The 23940-nt window shown below is 73.6% G+C and carries 20 protein-coding genes; 4 read left to right on the top strand and 16 right to left on the bottom strand.

The annotated features are described in order from the left end of the window. Positions 1-95: 95 nt before the first annotated feature. The gene (locus GR130_RS01240) at positions 96-893 is read right to left on the bottom strand and encodes a polyphosphate polymerase domain-containing protein (protein ID WP_201304770.1); all 798 of its coding nucleotides are present in this window, start codon (positions 891-893) and stop codon (positions 96-98) included. Between the two features lie 413 nt (positions 894-1306). Here GR130_RS01240 and GR130_RS01235 point away from each other — a divergent pair, with 413 nt between their 5' ends. Beyond that, positions 1307-2893 (top strand): serine/threonine-protein kinase, encoded by a 1587-nt coding sequence (locus GR130_RS01235; protein ID WP_159509615.1) that lies wholly within the window; start codon positions 1307-1309, stop codon positions 2891-2893. Between the two features lie 86 nt (positions 2894-2979). Here the strand turns inward: GR130_RS01235 and GR130_RS01230 are convergent, their stop codons facing one another. After that, positions 2980-4266, bottom strand: coding sequence for an adenylosuccinate synthase (locus tag GR130_RS01230; protein WP_159503000.1), 1287 nt, complete (start codon positions 4264-4266; stop codon positions 2980-2982). Between the two features lie 236 nt (positions 4267-4502). On the opposite strand from GR130_RS01230, the gene GR130_RS01225 reads away from it, so the two are divergent. After that, positions 4503-5534, top strand: coding sequence for a hypothetical protein (locus tag GR130_RS01225; protein WP_159502999.1), 1032 nt, complete (start codon positions 4503-4505; stop codon positions 5532-5534). A 66-nt stretch (positions 5535-5600) separates the two neighbouring features. On the opposite strand, the gene GR130_RS01220 is transcribed toward GR130_RS01225, so the two are convergent. After that, positions 5601-6254 (bottom strand): GbsR/MarR family transcriptional regulator, encoded by a 654-nt coding sequence (locus GR130_RS01220; protein WP_159502998.1) that lies wholly within the window; start codon positions 6252-6254, stop codon positions 5601-5603. Between the two features lie 93 nt (positions 6255-6347). Between GR130_RS01220 and GR130_RS01215 the strand changes: the two genes are divergently transcribed. Then, positions 6348-7295, top strand: a complete 948-nt coding sequence (locus GR130_RS01215) for an ABC transporter ATP-binding protein (protein WP_159502997.1) — start codon at positions 6348-6350, stop codon at positions 7293-7295. Continuing rightward, positions 7292-8953, top strand: a complete 1662-nt coding sequence (locus GR130_RS01210; RefSeq protein ID WP_159502996.1) for an ABC transporter permease — start codon at positions 7292-7294, stop codon at positions 8951-8953. Before GR130_RS01215 ends, GR130_RS01210 begins: the two co-directional genes overlap by 4 nt. A 225-nt stretch (positions 8954-9178) precedes the next feature. Here the strand turns inward: GR130_RS01210 and GR130_RS01205 are convergent, their stop codons facing one another. From GR130_RS01205 to GR130_RS01145, 13 genes are all read right to left on the bottom strand, one after another. Then, on the bottom strand, positions 9179-9835 hold the full coding sequence (locus GR130_RS01205) for a response regulator (RefSeq protein ID WP_159502995.1): 657 nt from the start codon (positions 9833-9835) through the stop codon (positions 9179-9181). Next, positions 9832-11193 (bottom strand): sensor histidine kinase, encoded by a 1362-nt coding sequence (locus GR130_RS01200; RefSeq protein WP_236572662.1) that lies wholly within the window; start codon positions 11191-11193, stop codon positions 9832-9834. The genes GR130_RS01205 and GR130_RS01200 overlap by 4 nt, the downstream gene beginning before the upstream one ends. A 363-nt stretch (positions 11194-11556) precedes the next feature. After that, positions 11557-12438 (bottom strand): alpha/beta hydrolase family protein, encoded by an 882-nt coding sequence (locus tag GR130_RS01195; RefSeq protein ID WP_159502994.1) that lies wholly within the window; start codon positions 12436-12438, stop codon positions 11557-11559. Next, positions 12435-13733, bottom strand: coding sequence for a kynureninase (gene kynU, locus GR130_RS01190; protein ID WP_159502993.1), 1299 nt, complete (start codon positions 13731-13733; stop codon positions 12435-12437). The genes GR130_RS01195 and kynU overlap by 4 nt, the downstream gene beginning before the upstream one ends. Before the next feature lie 130 nt (positions 13734-13863). Then, positions 13864-14772 (bottom strand): tryptophan 2,3-dioxygenase family protein, encoded by a 909-nt coding sequence (locus GR130_RS01185; RefSeq protein ID WP_159502992.1) that lies wholly within the window; start codon positions 14770-14772, stop codon positions 13864-13866. A 291-nt stretch (positions 14773-15063) separates the two neighbouring features. Further along, positions 15064-15477, bottom strand: coding sequence for a DUF3151 domain-containing protein (locus GR130_RS01180; RefSeq protein ID WP_159502991.1), 414 nt, complete (start codon positions 15475-15477; stop codon positions 15064-15066). A 361-nt stretch (positions 15478-15838) separates the two neighbouring features. Beyond that, positions 15839-17359 carry an MFS transporter gene (locus GR130_RS01175; RefSeq protein ID WP_159502990.1) on the bottom strand — a complete coding sequence of 507 codons (1521 nt, stop codon included), beginning with the start codon at positions 17357-17359 and terminating at the stop codon, positions 15839-15841. A gap of 115 nt (positions 17360-17474) precedes the next feature. Further along, on the bottom strand, positions 17475-18497 hold the full coding sequence (fbaA, locus tag GR130_RS01170) for a class II fructose-bisphosphate aldolase (protein WP_159502989.1): 1023 nt from the start codon (positions 18495-18497) through the stop codon (positions 17475-17477). A gap of 250 nt (positions 18498-18747) precedes the next feature. Next, positions 18748-19290, bottom strand: coding sequence for an orotate phosphoribosyltransferase (gene pyrE, locus GR130_RS01165; RefSeq protein ID WP_159502988.1), 543 nt, complete (start codon positions 19288-19290; stop codon positions 18748-18750). A 45-nt stretch (positions 19291-19335) separates the two neighbouring features. Next, positions 19336-20181, bottom strand: coding sequence for an aldose epimerase family protein (locus GR130_RS01160; protein ID WP_159502987.1), 846 nt, complete (start codon positions 20179-20181; stop codon positions 19336-19338). 81 nt (positions 20182-20262) lie between these two features. After that, positions 20263-21207, bottom strand: coding sequence for an SRPBCC domain-containing protein (locus tag GR130_RS01155; protein WP_159502986.1), 945 nt, complete (start codon positions 21205-21207; stop codon positions 20263-20265). Between the two features lie 80 nt (positions 21208-21287). Beyond that, on the bottom strand, positions 21288-23063 hold the full coding sequence (locus GR130_RS01150; RefSeq protein ID WP_159502985.1) for a polyamine aminopropyltransferase: 1776 nt from the start codon (positions 23061-23063) through the stop codon (positions 21288-21290). Positions 23064-23195: 132 nt separating this feature from the next. Continuing rightward, complete coding sequence (locus tag GR130_RS01145; protein ID WP_159502984.1) at positions 23196-23714, bottom strand: DUF2617 family protein; 519 nt, start codon at positions 23712-23714, stop codon at positions 23196-23198. Between the last annotated feature and the right edge of the window lie 226 nt (positions 23715-23940).

Below are 23940 nucleotides of genomic sequence, written 5' to 3'. Positions count from 1 at the left end.
TGGAGGAAACTCCAGGGATGCCCGGGGGTGGGGTACCTCCCCCGGGCTCCGTCAGGAACCGCGGCGCTCGGCGTGCGGCGCGCGGGGCACGGCGGTCAGGCCGCCGCTGTGGGAAAGGCGGTGCGGACCGCCCCGTGCCAGTGGTTGGCGTACAGATGGGGCCGCAGCGCCGATAATCCGGCGCAGTACTTGGTGAACTCGGCTGCCTGGAGCCCGTATCCCGTCAGCAGCCGGTCGGCCTCGGTGAGCCGCCCGCAGGTCTTCGTGTCGACGAGGACCAGCCCGCCGTCGGCCCGTACGGTGCGGCCGGTCTCCAGGTCGCGGCAGAGGAGGGCCGCGTCGCAGGTGACGCGCTGGCCGTCCGCCACGAAGGTCGTCCGCTGGTAGTCGGTCTCCAGGGAGCGGCCCAGCTGGGTGGGGGCCTGGATGCCGTACGTGCGGTCGAGCACGGAGGCGAGGAAGCCGCGCGGGGCGTCTCCCAGGGCCGCGGCGCCGGGCATCAGCGGCTGGCGGTGTTTGACCGTTTCGCCGTGCCGCCCCTTGAGCTTGATCTCGAACTGCCGCTCTCCGGTGTCGGCGTAGAGCCGTTCGCGGATCTTGAAGCGGAGCCGGTTGCGCTGCCGGTGGTCGTGGAAGGAGCGCAGGTCGGGGGTGTCGTAGTAGAGGGAGTGGTAGCGGAACCAGCGGCGGCCGTTGATGCACAGCACCGCGAACGGGCCGCCGGGGCGCCGCCGGTCGGTGAGTTCGGCCGCGAAGGCGGCGAAGACCTCGACCGGGACGAGGTAGGTGCTGCTGTAGCGGGCGAGGAGTTCGGCGCGGGCCTGGACCTCGGCCAGCGGAACCGGTCGGGCGGCCATCGCGGCGCGCGCGATGGCTCGTACGGCGGGTATCACACGGTCTCCTTGTGATGGGGGACGGGGGATCGTGCACGCCTGGGCATCGTGAGGTGTCTGTCGTCGCTCTGTGCGTCGCTCTGTGCGGTTGTTCTGTGCGGTTGTTCTCCGCTCTCGACGATCGGTAACCCCGTAAAGTTCCGGAACGCGGAATCAGACATCCATTCCGTCAATTCCCGGACAGGGAAGCCCTCTTGGCGACACGGCAGGCCGTCAGGCCACCGCCCTGTATGCCGCGCAGCGGGGAACCCGGCCCTCGTGGACGGCGGCGCCCCGGCCCGCCCCTACGGGCGCACGCCTTGGCCGAATCCCGCCCCACCGGCCTGACGTACGGCCTCGATATCCTCACCGCGGACGAGTTGGCGCTCCCACTGGGCGGGGTCGGGGGAGACCGGGCAAAGGGGCGGCGGATCATGGAACAGCAGGGGCGTTCGGGACGGGCGGGCCGGTCCGGAGGGCTGACTCCGCTGGGCGCGCAGGATCCCCAGTGGATCGGGGACTACCGCCTGATCGGACGGCTCGGCGAGGGCGGCATGGGCCGGGTGTTCCTGGCCCGTTCGGACCGCGGCCGGACCGTCGCCGTCAAGCTGGTGCGTGCGGAACTGGCCCACCAGGAGGAGTTCCGGGCCCGCTTCCGGCGCGAGGTACGGGCCGCCCAGCAGGTCGGCGGGGAGTGGACCGCTCCCGTACTGGACGCGGACACCGAGGCCGAGACCCCCTGGCTCGCCACCGGGTACATCGCCGGCCCCTCCCTCCAGCAGGTCGTCGGCGGGGGCGCACCGCTGCCGGAGCGCACGGTGCGGATCCTGGCCGCCGGGCTGGCCCGCGCGCTGCGGTCGGTGCACGCCGCCGGGATCATCCACCGCGACCTCAAGCCGTCCAACATCCTGATCACCATCGACGGCCCGCGGGTCATCGACTTCGGCATCGCGCGGGCGCTGGAGGGGGTGGCCGCGAGCGGGGTGACGCATACGGGGGCGGCGGTGGGCTCGCCCGGCTTCATGGCCCCCGAGCAGGTCCGCGGTACACCGCTCACCCCGGCCTGCGACGTCTTCTGCCTCGGCTCGGTGCTGGTGTACGCGGCCACCGGCCGCCAGCCGTTCGGCTCCGACACGACCCTGCCGCACGCGATGATGTACCGCATCGCCGAAGAGGAACCGGACCTGACCGGCCTCCCCGACGGGCTGTACGACCTGGTCACCGCCTGCCTGGCGAAGGACCCGGCCCGGCGCCCCGCGCCCGGGGACCTGGCGGCGCGGGCCGAGGAGGGCCTGCCCGCCGCCGGGGCGGCCGACGACGAACCGTGGCTCCCGGGCGCGCTGATCGCCCGCCTGGGGCGGCATGCGGTGGAGCTGCTGGACGCGGAGAACCCGCACGACGGCCCGGACCGCACGCCCACCCCGCCGACCGCCGTCCGGCCGCACGGGACATCCGCCGCGGACCCGGCCGCCGGGCCGCCCGCCACCGTGGCGCCGTCGGCCGCCCCGGCGCACCGCCGCCGCACCCGTCGGACCCGCCGCACGCGCCGCACCCGCCGGACGCTGCTGGCCGCGGCCGCGCTGGTGCTGGCCGGAGCGGGCGCCGCCACCGCGTACGCGCTGCTGGGCGGGTCGGACGGCAGCGCCGTCGCCACCGAGAAGGCCCCGGCCCGGACCACCGCGCCGGACGGCGGCATTCCGGCCGGCTATCTGGGCGTCTGGTCGACGACGGTGGGCGACTCCGCGCTGGACGTCCGCCGCTTCACCCTCGTCCAGGGCAAGCCGGGGGAGACCGTGCTCCGGATGGCTGCCACCGGGCCCACGTACGACTGCCGGTTCGCGGCCACCCTCAAGAGCGCCGGTCCGCCGGTGCGGCTCGGCCCGTCCACCGTGGTCTCCGGCCCGCCCGACACCTGCCGCCCCGGCTCCCCCAGCACCCTGGAGCTGATCGGCGGCCAGCTGCGGCGCACCTTCGACAAGGCGGGCGGCCTGGCGCCGCTGCTGTACACGAAAACGGGGTGACGGCACAGGCGCGCCGCCTGTGCCGTCACCCCGGGCGGCGGTCCGGCCCCGAGGGGACCGGACCGCCGGGGCCGTGCCGGACTTCCTTACGACAGGAAGGAGTTGATCTCGATGGTCTCGTCCCGGCCCGGGCCCACACCGATCGCGGAGATCGGGGCGCCGGACATCTCCTCCAGCGCCTTGACGTACGCCTGGGCGTTCTTCGGCAGGTCGGAGAAGGTCTTCGCCTGGGTGATGTCCTCGGACCAGCCCGGCAGCATCTCGTAGACCGGCTTCGCGTGGTGGAAGTCGGTCTGGCTGTAGGGCAGTTCCTCGACGCGCCTGCCGTCGATCTCGTAGGCCACGCAGACCGGGATCTGCTCCCAGCCGGTGAGGACGTCGAGCTTGGTGAGGAAGAAGTCCGTCAGGCCGTTGACCCGGGTCGCGTAGCGGGCGATGACCGCGTCGAACCAGCCGCAGCGGCGGTCACGGCCGGTGGTGACACCGCGCTCGCCGCCGATCCGGCGCAGCGCCTCGCCGTCCTCGTCGAACAGCTCGGTCGGGAACGGGCCGGCGCCGACGCGGGTGGTGTACGCCTTGAGGATGCCGATGACCCGGCTGATCTTGGTCGGGCCGACACCCGCGCCGGTGCAGGCACCGCCCGCGGTCGGGTTCGAGGACGTCACGAAGGGGTACGTGCCGTGATCGATGTCGAGCAGGGTGCCCTGCCCGCCCTCGAAGAGCACGACCTTGTCGTTGTCCAGGGCGTCGTTGAGGATCAGGGTGGTGTCGGCGACATAGCCCTTGATCTGGTCGGCGTAGCCCAGCAGCTCCTCGACGACCTGGCCGGCCTCGATGGCGCGGCGGTTGTAGAGCTTGGTGAGCAGCTGGTTCTTGACGTCGAGCGCCGCCTCGACCTTCTGGACCAGGATCGACTCGTCGTAGAGGTCCTGGACCCGGATGCCGGTGCGGTTGATCTTGTCGGCGTAGGTCGGGCCGATGCCGCGCCCGGTGGTGCCGATCTTCCGCTTTCCGAGGAAGCGTTCCGTCACCTTGTCGACGGTGATGTTGTACGGCGTGATCAGATGCGCGTTACCGCTGATCAGCAGCTTGGACGTGTCGACGCCGCGCTCGTTGAGTCCGCTCAGCTCGGAGAGCAGGACCGCGGGGTCGACGACGACACCGTTGCCGATGACCGGGGTGCACCCCGGCGAGAGGATTCCGGAAGGGAGGAGGTGCAGTGCGTACTTCTGGTCGCCGACGACGACCGTGTGGCCGGCGTTGTTGCCGCCCTGGTAGCGCACCACGTAGTCCACGGACCCACCGAGCAGATCGGTGGCCTTTCCCTTGCCTTCATCACCCCACTGAGCACCGAGCAGCACAAGTGCGGGCACAGGCGTACACCCCTTCCGGGCGGGGCATGTCCAACGTGCGTGGATGGCGTGGCGTCGCGTGTTCGCGCAGACGTCATCGCCAGAGCCGTCGGACCGGTGCCCCGGAATAGACGAAGCCCCTGGCGCAATAGCGCAAGGGGCTCTTGCACCGAGATGCTACCTGAGGAAGGACCGAGGTGTCGGCGCAGCCTTCTGGGCACTCTCCCGCGGACTCCGTTCGGGGGTGCCCCCTGCTTGTGGTCATCGACCCGGTCGCCCGCAGTACGGACGGCGAGTCCGTACGCATCGCGAAGGATGTCCTGTGCGCGGGCGCGGGAGCGAAAATCTGCCTCCCCGAGGGGCCCGAGGAATTCGCCAGGGCACTGGCCCGGCGCGGCCACCGCCGCCCGGTGGTGATCGGCGACGACCGCGCGCTCCTGCGGGTCGTGGGCCTGCTCCACAGAGAGCGGGAACTGGGCGGGGTGCCGCTGTCGATGGTGCCGGTGGGCGCGCCGGCCGCGGTCGCGCTGAGCCGGACGCTGGGCGTCCCCACGGACGCCGTCGCCGCCGCGCGCGCCGTACTGGACGGCGGGGAGCGACCGATGGACCTGCTCACGGACGACAGCGACGGCATCGTGCTGGGCGGGCTGCGGATCCCCTGCGGGGACGGGGCGCCGCCGGAATACGGGGTGCTCGGCGATCCGGGGCGGTGCGGCGGCTACGACCCGCCGGGCCATGTCGGGGCCACGGGGTACACGGACGAGGCCGAGGCCCCGGAGGACGCGGCGCACCCCGGGGCCGGGCACCGCCCCTGGTGGCGGCCGGCCGCGCGGACCGCCCGCACGGCGCTGTCGCTGCTGGCCCCGGCGGCCGGGCTGGGCGGCCGGCGCGGTCGGGTGCCGGCGCAGCGGCTGCGGCTGCGGATCGAGGCGGACGGGGCGCTGCTGGCGGACCTGGACCGGCCGGTGCGCGGGGTGTCGGTGATGCCCGGCGGGGTGCGTGCCGAGGGCGGCGCCGGTCCGCACGACGCGGACGGCGCGAGCGACACGGCCGGTGCGCACGGGCCGGCGGCGGCACCGGACGTCCCGGCGCCGTCCGGCGGGCTGGCCGAGGTGGTGGTCCACTGGGCCGGCGAGGGGCACCCCGTACGGGCCCGGGCGCGGGCGGTGACGGTGTCCGGGGCGGACTTCCACTACCGGGCGGACGCGCTGGTCGGCGGGCCGGTCAGGACGCGTACGTGGACGGTGCAGCCGGGGGCCTGGCGGCTCCAGCTGCCGCGGCGGGACTAGGGCCTGTCCGACCCTGGCCCAGAAAGGCCCTGACCGCCGGCACCGGGGAACGGCCGGTGCCAGGGCTCAGCGCCGGGGGGCCTCGGCCGGGGCGGTGCCGTCCTGGTCGGTGCGCAGCCGGCCGAGGTGGTTGCGCCAGCGGTCCATCATGCCGGTGAGCTCCTGCTGCATGAACTCGATGAAGGCGAGGGTCTCGGCGATCCGGCGGCCCGCGTCGGAGTCCTCGCCCAGGCTCTCGACGCCGTCGCGGAGGGTGTGCTCCCAGCGGATGAGGACGCTGTCCCGGCGGGTGAGCGCCTCGTACCACTGGTCGCTGTGGACGCGGTACCGGTCGCGGCGGGAGCCCGGCTCGCGCTCGCGGCCGACCATGCCCACCTGGGAGAGGTAGCGGATCGCGCCGGAGACCGCGGCGGGGCTGACCTGGAGCCGCTCGCCCAGCTCGGCCGAGGTCAGCACGCCGGTGTCGGAGGCGAGCAGGCAGGCGAAGACCCGGGCCGGCATGCGCTGCATCCCGGCGTCGACCATCTGCGCCGCGAACCGCTCGACGAAGGTCGGCACAGCGTCGTCACGGCCCGCGCGGACGTCCCGGCCGTCGCGCCCGGCTGCGTCCTGCGCCTCCTGTGTCTCTGGTGCCTCCGGTGCCTCCGGTGCCTCCGATGCGTCCAGCGCGGTCCGTCCGCTCCGCCGGTCGCTGCTGCCCTGCTGTCGCTGCTCGCCCATACCCGCATCATCTCCCCTGATCAGAGCCGCTCCGCCAACTTTATACGGTTTCTTAACTTCACAAGTTTGTGAATCTCGCGTACCTTCGGAATCATGACGAAGGCGATCAGCGTGTCCGGCCTCCACAAGTCCTTCGGCCGGACACAGGCGTTGGACGGCCTCGACCTCGAAGTCGAGGCCGGTGAGGTGCACGGCTTCCTCGGGCCCAACGGCGCGGGCAAGTCCACGACGATCCGGGTGCTGCTGGGTCTGCTGCGCGCCGACCGCGGTGCCGCCCGGCTGCTGGGCAGGGACCCCTGGCAGGACGCGGTCGCGGTCCACCGCCGGGTGGCGTATGTGCCCGGCGACGTCACCCTGTGGCGGAACCTCTCCGGCGGCGAGGTCATCGACCTCTACGGCCGGCTGCGCGGCCGGCTCGACACCGCGCGCCGGGCCGAGCTCCTGGAGCGCTTCGAGCTGGACCCCACCAAGAAGGGGCGCACGTACTCCAAGGGCAACCGCCAGAAGGTCGCGCTGGTCGCCGCCTTCGCCTCGGACGTCGACCTGCTGATACTCGACGAGCCGACCTCCGGGCTCGACCCGCTGATGGAGGAGGTCTTCCAGTCCTGCGTGGCGGAGGAGCGCGACCGCGGCCGTACGGTCCTGCTCTCCAGCCATGTGCTGTCCGAGGTCGAGGCGCTCTGCGACCGCGTCAGCATCATCCGCAAGGGCCGCACCGTGGAGTCCGGCTCCCTCGGCGAGCTGCGGCACCTCGCCCGTACGTCCGTCGTCGCCGAGCTCGCCGGAGCGCCCGAGGGTCTCTCCGGACTGCCCGGCGTCCACGACCTGGACGTGCGGCCGGGGGCGGGCGGCGCGGGCTGCCGGGTCCGGCTCCAGGCCGACACCGACAAGCTCGACGCGGTGCTCCGGCTGCTCGGCGCGGCGGGCCTGCGCAGCCTCAGCAGCACGCCGCCCACCCTGGAGGAGCTGTTCCTCCGCCACTATCAGGACGACGTCCGGCGGCCGGGCGGCGCCCGCACCGAAGGGGCGGTCGCGCGATGACCGCGGTAGCGGCGGCCCCCGCCCGCGCCGGGGGAGCCCGCCATCTCGCGGGCACCGGCGCCCTGTTGCGCCTCGCCCTGCGCCGCGACCGGCTGATGATCCCGGCCTGGGTGCTGGTCCTCGGGCTGTCCGTCGCCGGCATGGGCTCGTCCCTCCAGGCGCTGTACGGCACCGCCGCCAAGCGCGCCGACCTCGCCGCGTCGATGAACGCCAACGCCTCGCTGCGCGCGCTGTACGGACCGGTCTTCAGCGACTCCGTCGGCGGCCTGGTCGCCTGGCGGATGGCCGGGCTCGGCGCGGTGCTGGCCGCCGTGATGAGCCTGCTGATCGTCGTCCGGCACACCCGCGAGGAAGAGGAGACGGGCCGTCAGGAGCTGCTCTCCGCCGCCATGGTGGGACGCCGGGCGCCGCTGACCGCGGCCCTGCTGGCGGCGCTCGTCGCCAACGCCGGGCTCGCCGTGCTGATCGCCGCCGGACTCGCCAAGTCCGGGCAGCCGGCGGGCGGTTCGCTCGCCCTGGGCATCGCGGTCGGCGGCGCCGGCATGTTCTTCGCCGCCCTGGCCGCGATCGCCGCGCAGCTCACCGAGAGCGCCCGGATGGCCAAGGGCCTGACCGGCGCGGCCCTCGGGCTGGCCTTCGCGCTGCGCGCCGCCGGTGACGCCGCGAGCGCCCCGGGCGGGGCCACCGCCAGGGAAGGCGGCGCCCCCGTGCTCACCTGGCTCTCGCCGGTCGGCTGGTCGCAGAACCTCCGGGCGTACGCCGGTGAGCGCTGGTGGGTGGTGCTGCTCTTCGCCACCGCGACGGCCGTGGCGACGGCGGCGGCGTACGCCCTCACCGCACGCCGCGACATCGGGATGAGCTTTCTGCCGGCCCGCCCCGGACCGGCCCGGGCGCCCCGCTCGCTGGGCGGCCCGTCGGGCCTGGCCTGGCGGCTCCAGCGCACCACCCTGCTGGGCTGGACGGCCGGCTTCGCGCTCGCCGGTGCGGCGTTCGGCGGGATCGCCAAGGGGGCCGCGAGCATGGTCGGCGGCAATCAGCAGACCCGCGAGCTCTTCGAGCGGATGGGCGGCCAACGGGGGCTGACCGACGCCTTCCTGGCCACGATGACCGGCCTGCTCGGCATGATCGCCGCGATCTACGCCGTGGGCGCGGTGCTCCGGATGCGCGCCGAGGAGACCGGTGACCGCGCCGAACCGCTCTTGGCGAGCGCGGTGGGCCGGGTGCGCTGGGCGTGCGGTCATCTGGCCGTCGCCGTGGCGGGCAGCGCCGTGGTGCTGGCCACCGGCGGGCTGGCCCTGGGCATCAGCTACGGCGCCTCCGTGGGCGACCTCGCCGGCCGTACGGGTCCGGTGCTGACCGCCGCGCTCGCCCAGCTCCCGGCGGTGTGGACCCTCACGGGGCTGGCGGTGCTGGTCTTCGGCCTGCTGCCGAAGGCGACCGGCGCCGTCTGGGCCCTGGTCGGCGGCTGCCTCGCCCTGGGCTGGGTCGGTCCCGCCCTCGATCTCCCCCAGTGGGCGATGGACCTCTCGCCGTACGGGCATCTGCCCAAGCTCCCCGGCGGGACGGTGACGGCCGCACCCTTCCTGTGGCTGCCGGCCCTGTCGGCGGTCTTCATATCCGCCGGCCTGACCGGCCTCCGCCGCCGCGACCTCGGCTGACCCTCTGTCGTGCGCCGCCGGAGCTGTAGCGGACTCCGGCGGCGCACTCCCGCCGGCCCGCCGAATCGTCCACAGCCTGTGGACAGTGCCGTCCGAAGCGTCGACCGACGTGCCGCCCCGGTGTGCGGACCAGGCCGGCGCACCGGGCGCACCCGTACCGGAAAGGAGATCATTGTGGCGCGGACCGCCCGCCGTATCGCCCGCCGCACCGGCCGTCCGCGGCCCTCAGCCGCCCGGCGTCACCAGCCGCGCCTCGTACGCGAACACCGCCGCCTGGGTCCGGTCGCGCAGCCCGAGCTTCACGAGAATCCGGCTGACATGCGTCTTCACGGTCGATTCGGCGACGACGAGATGCTCCGCGATCTCGCCGTTCGACAGCCCCTGGGCCACCAGCACCAGCACCTCCGTCTCCCGCTCCGTGAGATCGCCGATGCGCTCCTGGGCCGGCGCACGGGGTGCGCCGAGCCGGGAGAACTCGCTGATCAGCCGCTTGGTGACGGTCGGGGCGAGCAGCGCCTCCCCCGAGGCGACGATCCGCACGCCCTCGGCGAGCTGGCCGGCCGAGGCGTCCTTGAGGAGGAAGCCGCTGGCTCCGGCGCGCAGCGCCTGGTAGACGTACTCGTCCAGGTCGAAGGTGGTCAGCACGAGGACCTTGGCGTCCGCGTCGGCGGCGACGATCTCGCGGGTCGCCTCCAGCCCGTTCATCTCCGGCATGCGGATGTCCATCAGGACGACGTCGGGCCGCAGGACCGCCACCTTGTGCACCGCCTGCCGGCCGTCGACGGCCTCGCCGACGACCTCGATGTCCGGCATGGCGTTCAGCAGCACGGAGAAACCCTCGCGAACCATCACCTGGTCGTCGACGATCAGTACCCGGATCATGCGGTCCCCCTGCCCGACGCGGTCTCCCCCGCCGTGTGCGCGACGGGAATGAAGGCCGCGACCTCGAACCCGCCGTCCTCGGTGTGGTCGGCCGTTATCTCGCCACCCAGCATCTGCACCCGCTCCCGCATACCGAGCACCCCGTGCCCGGCGCCCGGGGACGGCTTGGCGAGCCGGCTCGGCGCGCCGTTGACGATCCGCAGTCCGAGCCCGCCCAGGACGTAGGAGATCTCCACCCGGGCCTCCGCGCCCGGCGCATGCCGCAGCGTGTTGCTCAGCGCCTCCTGCACGATCCGGTAGGCGGACAGCTCGACGCCCTGCGGCAGTGGCCGGGGCGCCCCGGTGGTCACCGCCTCGACGGTCAGACCGGCGCTACGGACGCTGCCCAACAGCGAATCGAGGCTGTCGAGCGTCGGCTGCGGGGCCTCCGGGTCGCTCTCGACGAAGGCGTCCGGATCCTCGGAGCGGACCACGCCCAGGATGCGGCGCAGTTCGGTGAGCGCGGCGACCGCGTTCTCGCGGATGGTGGCGAAGGATGTGGCGAGTTCGGGCGGGGTGTCCGCCACCCGGTAGGGCGCCGCCTCGGCCTGGATGGCGATCACCGACATATGGTGCGCGACGACGTCGTGCAGCTCGCGGGCGATCAGGGCGCGCTCCTCCAGCAGCGTGCGCCGGGAGCGCTCCTCGGCGGTGACACTCTGCGTCTCGACGACCTGCCGGCGCTCCTCGCGCCAGGCGCGGATCGCCGCGGCGGAGACGAGGACGACGCCGCAGAAGAAGGCCACCTCCGCATTGTCGGTCGCGCTCCCGCCGGCGAGCGTCGACAGCACCGCCCCCAGCCCGAAGGTGACCAGCCACATCTCGACGGCCAGCCGCGGCCGGGTGCGCAGCACCACCAGCGCCATCACGACGAGGTGGATGGCGAAGGCCGCGCCGTACGAGAAGCCGCCGCCGTACGGGGAGAAGATCCGCCCCAAGATCATCCCCAGGACGACCGCCGACAGCGACAGCCAGAAGGCGCCCACCGGCCGGAAGAGGGTGAGCGCCGGTGGCGCGGCGAGCAGCAGCGCGAATCCCACCGCGAAAACGCCGCGGATCGGGCCCGGGTCATAGCCGGTGGCGACGGTCGAGAGGAAGACACATGCCGAGAAGAAGCCGACGGCGGAGTGCGGCAGCCAGCGCGCCCAGCGCCGTACCCGCCCCGGCAGCCACCGGGGCAGTCTGGAGTCCTCCAGCGGCGGCATCGGACGGAGGGCGAAGGCGTCGACGAACAGGTCCTGGCGCAGGGTGTGCAGCGCGCCATGGGCTATTCGGGCCTCCGAGCGCAGGGTGCTCTGCGTCTGGGTCGTCTCATTCACGCAGACAACGGTAAGCAGCGATGGCCGCCCAGGCGTCCCCACGGAAGCGGATCTATGGGCGTCCGTCTCAGGTACTACGCGGGCGGGATCGGCTGCCCCGCAGGTCACACGGGCGGCGGGCGGTCGCCGCCGACGCCATGGTCATATCGGTCACATCTGGATATCCCGCACAAGACAGGCGGCTGCGGCGTCGGGCCGCTGCCGTCCTGGCCGGCTGGCGTCCTCCCCCGACCGACGTCCCGTCCACGATCGACGCCCTACCCTCGGCTGCCGTCTCCCGGCGGACGCCGCCTTGGCCGGTGGCCACCGCCCTGTGTCCGCCGGCCGGCCCCCGCTCCGCCCGCCAGCCCGTCAGCCCGCTGGTCAGCCCGTCTGCCGGCCCTCGTCGGCCAGCAGCGCGAGGAGGGTGCGGAAGGCGGCGGTACCGGGCGTGACGGGTGCGTAGTGGCCGACGTCCGGGAGTTCGCGCAGCTCCGTGGCGGTGGGGTGGGCGGCGGCGTAGCGGCGCGAGAGGTCCGGCGGGACGTCCAGGTCGGCGGTGCCGTGCAGCAGCGTGACCGGGACGCCGGCGGGCGGGTGGGCCATCGGGTCCGCGGCGGCCAGGCGTTCCGCGAACCCCGGCCCGGGGCCCAGCAGCTCGGCGACCGCGCCGTCGCTCAGGCCCAGCTCGTGGGCGCGGGCCAGATCGGCGACCGGCGCGACCGCGACGACCCGGGCCACCGGCGGGCCGGGGCGGGCGGCGGCGAGCAGCGCGAGGTGCCCGCCCGCCGAGTGCCCCACGAGGACGACACCACGGCGGCCCGGCCCGGCCCCCGCCGCACCACCGGACCCGCCACCGGGCTCGCCACCAGCCCCCGCCGCGGCCCCGGGGCCGGGCACCGCACCGACCGCCGCGCCGACCGCCGTGCCGATGGCCGCCGCCACGTCCGCGAACGTCCGCGGCGCGCCGCCGCCCGCGCCCACCCTGCGGTATTCGGCCAAGGCGACCGACAGGCCGTGGCGGGCCAACGCGTCGGCACACGGCGACAGATGGCGCCGGTCGTACGCCGCGCGCCAGAACCCGCCGTGCAGCAGCACCACCAACGGGCCCCCGGGACCGGCCCCGGCCCCGGACCTGGACCCCGGCTCCGGCCACCGCCCGTACAGGTCCACCACCTGGTCCGGATGGGGCCCGTACGCCACCGTGCGGACCGGCGCCACCGGGGCGAGCCCCAGCAGCGCCGCCTCCTCGCCGGCCGCGCTCACCCGCCGTCGCCGCCGGCCGCCGGGCCCGCCGCCCCGGGCCCCTCGGCCGTCTCGCGGTCCACCTGCTCCCGTAGCACCTCGCCGAGCACCCAGGCCGCCCGCTCCGCGTCCGCGAAGGTCGTATAGAGCGGGGTGAAGCCGAAGCGCAGCACGTCCGGGCGGCGGAAGTCGCCGACCACACCGCGCCGGATGAGCTCGTCCATCACCTCACCGGCGCCCACCGCCTCCAGCGACACCTGGCTGCCGCGCCGCCGGTGCTCGTACGGCGTGACCGAGCGGACCCGGCCCGGCGGCGCGTACTCGTTGACGCACTCCAGGAAGAAGTCGGTCAGCGCCAGGCTCTTGGTGCGCACCTCCTCGATGGAGACGCCCTCCCACGCCTCCAGCGCCGCCTCCAGCGCCAGCAGCGACAGGATGTCGGGGGTGCCGACCCTGCCGCGCACGATGCCGTCGGCCGGGGTGTAGCCGGGCTCCATCCCGAACGGGTCGGTATGCGAGTTCCAGCCGGGCAGCGGCGACTCGAACCGCTCCTGGAGGCTCTCCCGGATGTAGAGGTACGCGGGCGAACCCGGGCCGCCGTTGAGGTACTTGTACGTGCAGCCGACGGCGAGATCCACCCCGTGGGCATCCAGCCCGACCGGCAGCGCACCGGCGCTGTGGCACAGGTCCCAGACGGCGAGCGCGCCCGCGGAGTGCAGCGCGGCGGTGATGCCGGGCAGGTCGTTGAGCTCCCCGGTGCGGTAGTCGACGTGGTTGACCAGCGCGAGCGCGGTCCGCTCGGTGACCTCGTCGGCGATGCGCGCGGGCTCGACCGGGCGCACCGCGAGACCGGCCATCCGGGCCGCCGAGCGCGCGATGTAGCCGTCGGTCGGGAAGGTCGTGGCGTCGACCAGGATTTCCGTACAGCCCTTTCCGGCCATCCGGATGCCGCCGACCACCGCCTTGAAGATGTTGACGCTGGTCGAGTCGCCGACCACCACCCGGCCCGGCGCCGCCCCGACGAGCGGCGCGATCCGGTCGCCGACCCGCTCCGGCGCGGTCCACCAGCCCGACTCGGTCCAGGACCGGATGCGCAGCTCACCCCACTCACGGGTGATGACATCCGCGATCCGGCCGGGCACCGAGCGGGGCAGTGCGCCCAGCGAGTTGCCGTCCAGATAGACGGTGTCCTCGTCGAGGACGAAGCGGTCGCGGGTGGCGGTGAGCGGCCCGGCCGCGTCCAGCTCCGCGGCGCGCGCCGCCTCCTTGCGCGTGCCGAAACCGCCGGACGAGCCCGCGGACTGCCGCGGCGTCACGGCGCGCTCCGGGCTCCCGGCACCCTCGGGGCGCTGTGCCCCGCTGCTCTCAGGACTCCCACTGCTCTCAGGACTCCCGCTGCTCTCGGGACTCCCACCGTTCTCGGGACTCCTGCTGTTCTCAGGACTCTCAGACATGGCTTCGCGCCGTCCACAGCTCGGGGAAGACGTTCTTGCGGGCCCGCTTCTCCAGCCAGGCGACTCCCGCGGACCCACCGGTACCCATTTTCGCTCCCATCGCCCTCCGGGTCGCCACCAGATGGTCGTTGCGCCAGCGCCAGACCAGCTCGGCGACATCGGTCAAGAGCTCGCCGAGCCGGACCAGTTCGGACTCCTGCGGCCCGGCGAAGATCTCGGCCCACACCGCCTCGACGGCCGGGTCCGGCTCGTAGCGCAGCGCCGGGTCCCGCCGGAGCACGGCCGCCGGGACGGCGTGGCCGCGGCGCGCCAGCAGCCGCAGCGTCTCGTCGTACAGGCTCGGTTCCTGGAGCGCCTTCTCCAGTTCGGCGTGCTCCTGGGCGGCGCCGCGGTGCGGCACCAGCATCGACGCGGACTTCTCGCCGAGCAGGAACTCCAGCCGCCGGTACATCGCTGACTGGAACCCGCTGCCCTCGCCGAGCGCGGCGCGGTAGGAGTTGAACTGCGCCGGGGTCAGCCGGGCGAGCGGCTTCCAGGCGGCGTTCAGCGCCTCCAGCTCGTACGTGGAACGGCGCAGCGCGTCCATCGCCACCGTCAGATCGTCGCGGCGCAGCGCGTCGGCGGCGGTCTGCCACTCATGGACGATGACGGTGAACCACAGCTCCATGACCTGGGTGGTGACCAGGAAGACCATCTCGCCGGGGTCGTCGGAGTGCGGCTGCTGGAGATGCGTGAGGACACGCGCCTGGACGTAGTCCTCGTACGGGGTGGTGGTGCTGCTGCCGATGCTCAGATCGGGGCCGAACGGCGGGTCCGCCTCGGGGGCCTCGGCGGCCTCAGGGACCTCGGTGGCCGGCGCCGGCGGGCGGTGCGCGGGATCGGTGGGAGACGGATGCGACATGAGGGACTCCTCAGGTGCGAACTCCGGGTAGCGGTCCGCTCCTTCCTTGTCGGCACGGGAGCCCCGGTCCCCTCAGGCTCGGGATGACCCGGCCCACTGAAATCATCGGTGCTGGGCCACCACCGCGCAAGGGCCGACCGCGGACATGCGGCCGGCCCCTGGGACCCCGGCTCCCGGGCCCCCGTCCCACCCCGTAGGGCGAGCGCAGGCGCTCCTGTCAGGGCGACGTGTTCCCGTCAGGGCAACGTGCTCCCATGAGGACGACGTGTTCCGTCAGGGCAGCGCGTTTCGTCAGGACAGCGTGTCGGCCGCGGTCGGCGAGGAGTCCCGCAGGAAGGCCGAGCAACGCTCGTACTCGTCCTGCTCACCGATCGCCTGAGCGGCGCGGGCAAGGGCGTGCAGCGCCCGCAGGAAGCCGCGGTTGGGCTCGTGCTCGAAGGGCACCGGGCCGTGGCCCTTCCAACCGGCCCGGCGCAGCGCGTCCAGCCCGCGGTGGTAGCCGGTACGGGCGTAGGCGTACGACTCGACGGTCCGGCCGGCCTGGAAGGCATCGTCCGCGAGCTGGGCCCAGGCCAGCGAGGAGGTCGGGTACTTCGCGGCGACATCGGACGGGGCCGTGCCCGACGCGAGCAGCTCGCGGGGCTCGGGGTCGTCGGGCAGATGGGTCGGGGGCGGTCCCCCGAGCAGGTTCTCGTGAATGGGCATGGTCTCAGTATTGCCTGGCCGCTGCGCTGGGCTGCATCCCACGTTGTCGGCCCTCCCGCCGGTCCGCTGCGCTTGGCCGGCTTCCCACGTTGTCGGCTCTCCCACCGTCGGGGTTTGGCTGTGCTGCGCCTGCGGCGCGGAGCCGCTGCGCGGGGCCCGCCTCCCACGTTGTCGGGTGCCCCGCCGTGGTGGTTTTTGTCCGCTGCGCGGGGCTTTCGGGGTGCGGTGACGGTCCTCCGGGGCGGGGTGTCCGGACTGCTTCGCTTTACGTCCGGACACCCCGCCACTCCGGCCCGTCCCCTCCCGTGGGTGGGTGAGTTTCGGGAGGTGGGGGTCAGTGCGAGTGGTGTGGTGCGGCCGGCTACGGGTCGGGGACACCGGGGGGTTGCTCCTGTCCGGGGTTGGCTTCGCCCGGGTCCAGGGGCGGGGAGGTCACGCCGCAGTGGTACGTGCACTCGGCGTGGCACGGTTCCGGGGCCTGCAGGGCGTCGTTGCGGACGGTCAGCCAGGCGGTCAGCGCGCCCAGCAGCAGCACGAGCGCGCACAGCAGCATGGCCCGCCGGAAGGCCGCCGAGAACTCGGTCGACGAGCGGTACGCCTCCGGGCCCATCCCGGCCAGCAGCGGCAGCGCGGCCACCGCCATCAGGCTCGCGGCCCGGGCCGCCGCGTTGTTGATCCCGCTGGCCAGGCCCGCCCGGTCCACATCCACCGAAGCCAGCACGGTGGACGTGAGCGGGGCGACCAGGGTCACCATGCCGGCGCCCAGCACCACCAGCGCGGGCAGCACATCGGCGACGTAGGACGCGCCCGGGCCCACCCTGGTCATCAGCAGCATCCCGGCCGCGCAGAGCACCGGGCCGGCGGTGAGCGGGATCCGCGGGCCGATGCGCTGGCCCAGCTCGCCCGAGCGGGCGGACAGCAGGAGCATCAGCACGGTCGTGGGCAGCAGCGCCGTACCGGCCTGGAGCGCGGAGTAGCCCGCGACGACCTGCAGCTGGAGCACGGTCAGGAAGAAGAACCCGCCGAACGCGGCATAGACGCACACCGTCACCGCGTTGACCGCGGTGAACTGCCGGCCGGCGAAGATCTCCGGCGGCAGCATCGGATCGGCCCGCCGGCGCTCCACCCGGACGAACGCCACCCCGAGCAGCACCCCGGCCACCGCGGGCCCGATCACCCCCGGCGCGACGCCCCGTCCCGGCGCCGCGATCAGCGCGTACGTCACCCCGGCCAGCGCCAGCGCGCCGAGCACCGCGCCCGGTACGTCGAAGCCGCGCACCCCGCGGGCGCCCCGCTCCCGGGTCTCGGGTACGTGCCGCAGCGCCACCGGCACGCAGACCGCCGCCAGCGGCACGTTCAGGAAGAACACCCAGCGCCAGCCGGCCCCGTCCACCAGCCAGCCGCCGATGAACGGACCGACCGCCGCGGCCACCCCGCCCAGCCCCGACCAGGCGCCGACCGCCCGCGCCCGGTCGTCCGGATGGAAGACGGCCTGGATCAGCGCGAGCGAGCCGGGGGTGAGCAGCGCCCCGCCGACGCCCTGGAGCGCCCGTGCCGCGACCAGCACCCCGGCGTTCGGCGCCAGCCCGCACACCAGCGAGGCCACCGCGAACCACACGACTCCGATGACGAAGACCTTGCGCCGCCCGAGCCGGTCGCCCAGCGCCCCGCCCAGCAGGATCAGCGAGGAGAGCGTCAGCATGTAGGCGGTGACGGTCCACTGGAGGACCGCGAGATCCGCGTTGAGGTCCGCGCCGATCTTCGGCAGCGCGACATTGACGACCGTGGTGTCGAGCATCGCCATGCCCGACCCCAGTACGGCCGTCGCCAGCACCCAGCGGCCCTGCGGCGAGGCCAGCCGGATCCCGCCGGGCTCATCCATGGCGCGGCTCACTCATACCGTGAGCATGCCCCGATCCGCGGGCGGCCGCACGAGCCCCGGACGCGGCAGGGCCCCGTACCCGGAACGGATACGGGGCCCTGGTGAACCGATGTGCCTACTTCAGCTTGGTACCCGTGGAGCGCAGGTTGGCGCACGCCTCGGTGACGCGCTTGGCCATCCCGCCCTCGGCCAGCTTGCCCCAGCTGCGCGGGTCGTAGGTCTTCTTGTTGCCGACCTCGCCGTCGACCTTCAGCACGCCGTCGTAGTTGCGGAACATGTGGTCCGCGACCGGGCGGGTGAAGGCGTACTGGGTGTCGGTGTCCAGGTTCATCTTGACCACGCCGTTCTCCAGCGCGGTGGCGATCTCCTGCTCGGTGGAGCCGGAGCCGCCGTGGAAGACGAAGTCGAACGGCGCGGTCTTGCCGTACTTGGCGCCGACGCCCTGCTGGAGGTCCTTCAGCAGCTCGGGACGGAGCACGACGTTGCCCGGCTTGTAGACGCCGTGGACGTTGCCGAAGGAGGCGGCGAGCAGGTAGCGGCCCTTCTCGCCCAGGCCCAGCGCCTCGGCGGTACGCAGCGCGTCCTCGACCGTGGTGTAGAGCTCGTCGTTGATCTCGTGGGTGACGCCGTCCTCCTCGCCGCCGGTCGGAGTGATCTCGACCTCAAGGATGATCTTGGCGGCGGCGGCCTTGGCCAGCAGCTCCTGGCCGATGGCCAGGTTGTCGGCGAGGGTCTCGGCCGAGCCGTCCCACATGTGCGACTGGAACAGCGGGTTCTCGCCCTTGGCGACGCGCTCCGCGGAGATGTCCAGCAGCGGGCGGACGTAGCCGTCCAGCTTGTCCTTGGGGCAGTGGTCGGTGTGCAGCGCGACGGTGATGTCGTACTTCTTGGCCACGACGTGCGCGAACTCGGCGAGCGCGACGGCGCCGGTCACCATGTCCTTGCTGTACTGACCGCCCAGGAACTCCGCACCACCGGTGGAGATCTGGATGATGCCGTCACTCTCGGCCTCGGCGAAACCGCGCAGCGCTGCATGCAGGGTCTGCGACGAGGTCACGTTGATGGCCGGGTAGGCGAACTTGCCCGCCTTCGCCCGGTCCAGCATCTCGTTGTAGATCTCAGGAGTTGCGATGGGCATCTGTCCGCTCCTTGTATGTGCGGGGTGTGCGTTCTTGGCCCTGACCAGGGGGCGACGACTTCGCCGTGGCACATCTTCCCAGACTCGCTGCGCAGCTCCACATCGCCCGTTCGGCGGGCCCGCGCGTGCGGTGTGCCGTTTCACGTGAAACGGCGTGCCGGGTTTCACGTGAAACGGCGCGCCGGGTCACCCCCGGCACGCCGCATCTGCATCAAAACCGCAGTTCAGAGGCCGCTCCGTCGACCGGTACTCAGCTGAGGCCGAGGTCCCCGAGCTGGTATCCGGTGATGTACGGGAGCCCGGCGTCGGCAAGAGCCGAAGCGGCACCCCGGTCAACGATCGTCGCAACCGCAACGACCTCGGCCCCGGCCTCACGCGCCGCCTCGACGGCGGTCAGCGGCGAGCCACCCGTGGTGGAGGTGTCCTCGACGACCAGCACCCGGCGGCCGGTGATGTCCGGACCTTCGATACGGCGCTGCATACCGTGGGTCTTCTGCGCCTTGCGCACCACGAACGCGTCCAGCCGCCGGCCGCGCGCGGCGGCGGCGTGCAGCATCGACGTGGCCACCGGGTCGGCACCGAGCGTCAACCCGCCGACCGCGTCGTACTCCAGATCGGCGGTGATGTCGAGCATCAGCTGACCGACCAGCGGCGCCGCCTGGCCATCGAGGGTGATCCGGCGCAGGTCGATGTAGTAGTCGGCCTCCTTGCCGGAGGAGAGCGTCACCTTGCCGTGCACCACGGCCTTGTCCTTGATCTGCTGCAGCAGCTCGCCGCGCACGTCGTCAGTCATGCGTATGAGCTTAGGACAGAGCGCGTGGACGGCCGGGCCCGCCGGCTACAGCGCCCGCCAGGCCCACGTCGTGGAGATCTCCAGCGGATCGATCGGGGTGACCAGGCGCGGGGCGGTGTTCAGACCGTTCGGCGGGCCGGACTGCGGCTCGACGCAGACCGCCGCCTCCTGCTCGTCGTAGACCACGACCCATTCGGCGCGGCTGGACACCGTCAGCTCCAGCCGCCCCGGCCAGGTGAGCGTCACCTCGACACCGCGCGGCATTCCGAAGCAGTCGTCCCAGGGACCGGGCCGCTGCGGGATCCGGCGGCCGGTCGGCAGATGGTCCGGCCCGCGATCCTCCTGCCACTCGGCGGCGAAGTCGACGCGCACGTCCCCGCCCGTACCGAGGTTCCGCAGGAACCACGGGTGCCAGCCGGCCTGCGCCGGGAAGGAGTCGCCGGTCGCCTCGACGCCCATGGTGAGCGTCAGCGAACCGCCGTCCTCGGCCAGCTCGACGACCTGGGTGACGGTCCCCGGATACGGCCACGGCGCCGCCGGATCGGTCAGCTCGTAGGTGAAGGCAGCCGCGGTGCCGCCGGTCCGCACGGTGCGCCAGCGGACGTCGCGGCCGGTGCCGTGGATGGCGTGCGGCGGCGAGTTGACCGGCATCTGGTGCCGCTCGGCGCCGTTGCGGAACTGGCCGTTCTCGATCCGGCCGCACCACGGCACCATCGGGAAGCAGCCGTACTTGTCGCCCTGCCGCAGCAGCTCCGTGCCGCCGACGCGCAGACTGCCGATCCGGCAGCCGTTCTCCGGGTGGACGGTCAGTTCGGTGTCTCGGGCGGCCAGCCGTACGCCGTCCGCCCCGCGCGTACCGGCCGCGCTCTGCGTGGTGTTCTCGGTGCTCACGGAAGCGACCCTAGCGGTGTGGCGGCGGCCCCGCCGGTGCACGGCCACCGGCAGGGGGAGGCCGGACGGAGACCGCCCCGGTCAGCGGCGGCGCCGCAGCACCCGGCCGACGACCACCGCCGACGCCAGCACCACCGCGGCGGCGGGCGCCGCCCAGCGCAGCGTCGCCGAGCCCCCGCTCGTCTCGGGCGCGGGCACCGGCGCGTACCGGCCGCGCGGCGGGGCGTGGTCCACCTCCTCCGCGCTGCGCCCGATCATCGTCCGGCGGGCGTGCGCGGCCTCCGCGGGCACGGTGCCGTGCCCGGCACCGATGTCGTCCGGCGCGGCCAGGTCGTCCCCGAGCTCGTCGTCGAGGTCGTCCTCGTCGTCGGCGTCGATGACGTCGTCCACGCCATCGACGTCCTCGACGGAGAAGTCGTCCGCCGCGTCGGCCGCGGCCGCCTCCTCGGCGTCCGCGACGACGCTGACGTCGTCCTCCGCGTCGCTGAGCGGGTCGAGCGCCGGCGGCGGCACCTCGGTGTCGAAGACGCTCTGCGGCACCGGCCCGGCGCCGCCCTCCGGCTCCGCCACCGGCCGCGCCTCCAGATCGGCCGCGAGGTTCTCCGCGAAGCGGTCCAGCAGCCGGCGCCCGGCGGTCCGCGCGGCCTGGCCGTCGACATCGGCCAGCCGGCCGTCGCTGCGGACCGTGCCCCGGCACGTCAGCACCGTCCCCGGGCCGGGCTCGCCGGCGGAGGACAGTCCTACGGTCAGCGTCAGCGACACCGCCCCCTCGCCGCGTGTCTCGGCGCCGGTCGCCTCGACGGTCAACGGACCGGTGCCGTCCGCCGCGCCGCCGCTGACGGTCAGCGCCCCGCGATAGGTGATGGTGGAGCTCCCGACGCGCAGTCGCAGCCGGCCCTCGGGGCGGTGCGGGGCCGCATCGGCGTCGAGTTGGACTCCCGGGACGCAGCGCGCCACCCGCTCCGGCTCGGTGAGTGCCTGCCGCACGGTCCCGACGGGAAACGGAACGTACACCTCATGCTCCATGTCATGGGAGCCTAATTCCTTCGTCAGCGCCACGGGGAGCCCTTGGTGGATGTCCGTGGTGTTCGGGTCGGGCCCGCGGCTCACTCCAGATACCGGGGACGCATCAGCGTCGACGGCGCCAGGCCGGGGATCCGGTCCCGTACCGCGCCCTGCCGCCCGGCCTGCGCCTCGCCGAGGACGACGGACGCCGCCGGCGGGGCGTCGGGAGCCGAGGCCAGCCGCGGCGGCTGCCGAGCGGCCAGGAGGAAGCCCCAGTACCGGACCCCGCCCGGCGGGGCGGCGGGCGGTACCCGCCAGAGGTACGGCACCGTCGTGGGCGCCCGGTCGCTCGTCCCGGGCCGCCCGAACACGGTGTACGGCGCGACCGAGCGGTCGGGGCCGCCCGAGAAGTCCGAGAGCCGGCCGGGGATGCGGTACGGGAGGGTCGCCAGGCCCACCGACCGCAGGGTCGCGTCCACCGTCCAGTACGTCTGCGGCCGGGCGCACGGCGGTCCGGCGTGCACCACCATCCGGCCGTCGTCGGCCAGCAGCCGCAGAGCGAGGCCGTAGAACTCCTGGGAGTAGAGCTTGGTGCTCGCGGTGATCCCCGGGTCCGGCAGATCGGAGACGATCACGTCGTACCGCTCCGGGCGCGGCCGGTGGACCGAAGCACCCTGCTTCCGCAGCCAGTTGAACGCGTCGGCGGTCACCACCCGGACCCGCGGATCACGCAGCGCCCGCGCGTTGAGCGCCGACAGTCCGGGGTCCGTGCGCGCCAGCCGCACCACCCCCGGGTCGATCTCGACGACGGTGACCGAGCGGACCGTGCGGTAGCGCAGCAGCTCGCGTACCGCGAGGCCGTCGCCGCCGCCCAGGACCAGCACCCGGCGGTGCGGGCCGCCGGCCATCGCCGGGTGCACCAGCCCCTCGTGGTAGAGGAACTCGTTGACCGCGCTGACCTTCAACCGCCCGTCGAGATAGAGCTCCAGCGGCCTGCCGGAACCTTTCCTCCCCCGCCCCGCACCGCTCGCGCCGCCGCGCGATCCGCCCGTGCCGCCGGTCAGCACCACCTCCTGGATGCCGGTCTGCACCGCGACCCGGGCCGCCGACCCGTACACCGCCTGCCGGGCGGCCTGTTCGAAGGGCCCGGCCAGCACCACGCCGGTGGCGAGCAGCGCGAGCACCAGCACGTTGGCGGCGAGCAGCAGCCAGCGCGTACGGGCGGTCAGCTCGCGCCCGAAGAGCCACAGCACCAGCACCGAGCCGGCCACCGCGTTGATCCCGCCGGTGAGCAGCGCACCGGTCAACTGGCCCAGGCAGGGCAGCAGAAGAAAGGGGAAGGCCAGCCCGCCGACCAGTGCGCCCACGTAGTCGGCGGCGAACAGATCGGCCACCGCGCCGCCCGCGTCCTGCCGGCGCACCCGCTGGATCAGCGTCATCAGCAGCGGCACCTCGGCGCCGATCAGCGTGCCGATCGCCAGCGTGAAGCCGACGAGCGCGGAGCGGGACTGCCCGAACCACGCGAAGCAGGCGTAGAGCGCCATCGCGGAACTGCCGCCGACCAGCGCGAGGACCGTCTCGACCACCCCGAAGCCGACCGCGGCGCGGCAGCGCAGCCGCTTGGCCAGCAGCGCGCCGACCCCCATCGCGAAGACCATCACGGAGAGCACGACCGACGCCTGGGTGACCGAGTCGCCGATCAAGTAGCTTGCCATGGCGACCAGTTCGAGTTCGTAGACCAGCCCGCAGGCCGCGCAGACGAAGACCACCGCGAGCACCAGCAGCCGACCGAGCCCGGACGGCACCGGCAGCCGGGCCGGCATCATGGCCTCGGGCGGCCCGAGGGCGCCGAGGAAAGGCTCTGGCGGGTCGATCATGACATGAACGCTACGTGACGACGAGGTGGCCCTATGTCACCCACACGAGTGCACTCTGGGTGCCGCGCGCACCAGTTGACACCTCTACGACCACGGCGCAACCAGGGCCTCACACACCACCTCCGGCGCCCCTCAGGCCGCGATCACCGCCCGCACCCCCACCCGCGTACGGGTCGCCACCAGGCGCCCCTCCTGCGGGTAGGCGTGCCAGGTCCGCCAGCGCACCTGCCCCTGCTGACGCTGCGCCAGCATCGCGGTGAAGGCGTGCGGCGAGCCCGGGAAGGTGCCGGCGAGGCCGTGCGGATGCTCCGCGACCAGCGCGAGCAGCTCCTGCGCCCGCCCGGCGAACGAGCCGCGCGACAGCGTCTCGACGTGCGCGGCGAACTCGTACTCCCAGTCCCCCAGCCGCTTGGCCACACCGAGCGGCAGCGGCGTGCTGCTGCCCGGCATACAGGCGACCGTCTCGGAACAGTTGCCGTGCTCCTCATCCAGCAGCACCTGGTGGGAAGCCCCGAGCAGCCTCAACTGCACCCGGGCGTCGTCGAGTTGGAGATTCAGTACGGCCAGGGCCGGCAGGGGTTCCCTGCCCAGGGCCCAGGCGAGATCGGATGCGCGGGTATCGGTGTACGCCGTTTTCAGGGTCGTGAGCATGGGTCGGCTCCGCAAGCACGCAGTGGATGGTGGGCCGGTCCGCCCGAGAAGGATCAGGGATGTACGACTGCCTGCCGGCTCGTGCCCACGTGGGGTCCGAGAACTGGGGGATTCTCAAAGGAGAGGGAATCACGGATGGCGTGCCGCCCACAGTGATTTTACCCAGCTTCGCCGGGTTTCCATCCCCTAGAGGGCCATGCAGTTCACCTGTTCAACCACCAATCCC

The sequence above is a fragment of the Streptomyces sp. GS7 genome, from assembly GCF_009834125.1.
Taxonomy (GTDB): domain Bacteria; phylum Actinomycetota; class Actinomycetes; order Streptomycetales; family Streptomycetaceae; genus Streptomyces.
This window is presented reverse-complemented; position numbering and strand designations above follow the sequence as displayed.

Excerpts from the sequence above, each read along its gene's own strand:
- GR130_RS01235 (WP_159509615.1), top strand. The coding sequence starts at position 1,307 with ATGGAACAGCAGGGGCGTTCGGGACGGGCGGGCCGGTCCGGAGGGCTG.
- GR130_RS01220 (WP_159502998.1), bottom strand. The coding sequence starts at position 6,254 with ATGGGCGAGCAGCGACAGCAGGGCAGCAGCGACCGGCGGAGCGGACGG.
- GR130_RS01215 (WP_159502997.1), top strand. The coding sequence starts at position 6,348 with ATGACGAAGGCGATCAGCGTGTCCGGCCTCCACAAGTCCTTCGGCCGG.
- GR130_RS01210 (WP_159502996.1), top strand. The coding sequence starts at position 7,292 with ATGACCGCGGTAGCGGCGGCCCCCGCCCGCGCCGGGGGAGCCCGCCAT.
- GR130_RS01205 (WP_159502995.1), bottom strand. The coding sequence starts at position 9,835 with ATGATCCGGGTACTGATCGTCGACGACCAGGTGATGGTTCGCGAGGGT.
- GR130_RS01185 (WP_159502992.1), bottom strand. The coding sequence starts at position 14,772 with ATGTCGCATCCGTCTCCCACCGATCCCGCGCACCGCCCGCCGGCGCCG.
- GR130_RS01180 (WP_159502991.1), bottom strand. The coding sequence starts at position 15,477 with ATGCCCATTCACGAGAACCTGCTCGGGGGACCGCCCCCGACCCATCTG.
- GR130_RS01175 (WP_159502990.1), bottom strand. The coding sequence starts at position 17,359 with ATGGATGAGCCCGGCGGGATCCGGCTGGCCTCGCCGCAGGGCCGCTGG.
- fbaA (WP_159502989.1), bottom strand. The coding sequence starts at position 18,497 with ATGCCCATCGCAACTCCTGAGATCTACAACGAGATGCTGGACCGGGCG.
- pyrE (WP_159502988.1), bottom strand. The coding sequence starts at position 19,290 with ATGACTGACGACGTGCGCGGCGAGCTGCTGCAGCAGATCAAGGACAAG.
- GR130_RS01155 (WP_159502986.1), bottom strand. The coding sequence starts at position 21,207 with ATGGAGCATGAGGTGTACGTTCCGTTTCCCGTCGGGACCGTGCGGCAG.
- GR130_RS01150 (WP_159502985.1), bottom strand. The coding sequence starts at position 23,063 with ATGATCGACCCGCCAGAGCCTTTCCTCGGCGCCCTCGGGCCGCCCGAG.
- GR130_RS01145 (WP_159502984.1), bottom strand. The coding sequence starts at position 23,714 with ATGCTCACGACCCTGAAAACGGCGTACACCGATACCCGCGCATCCGAT.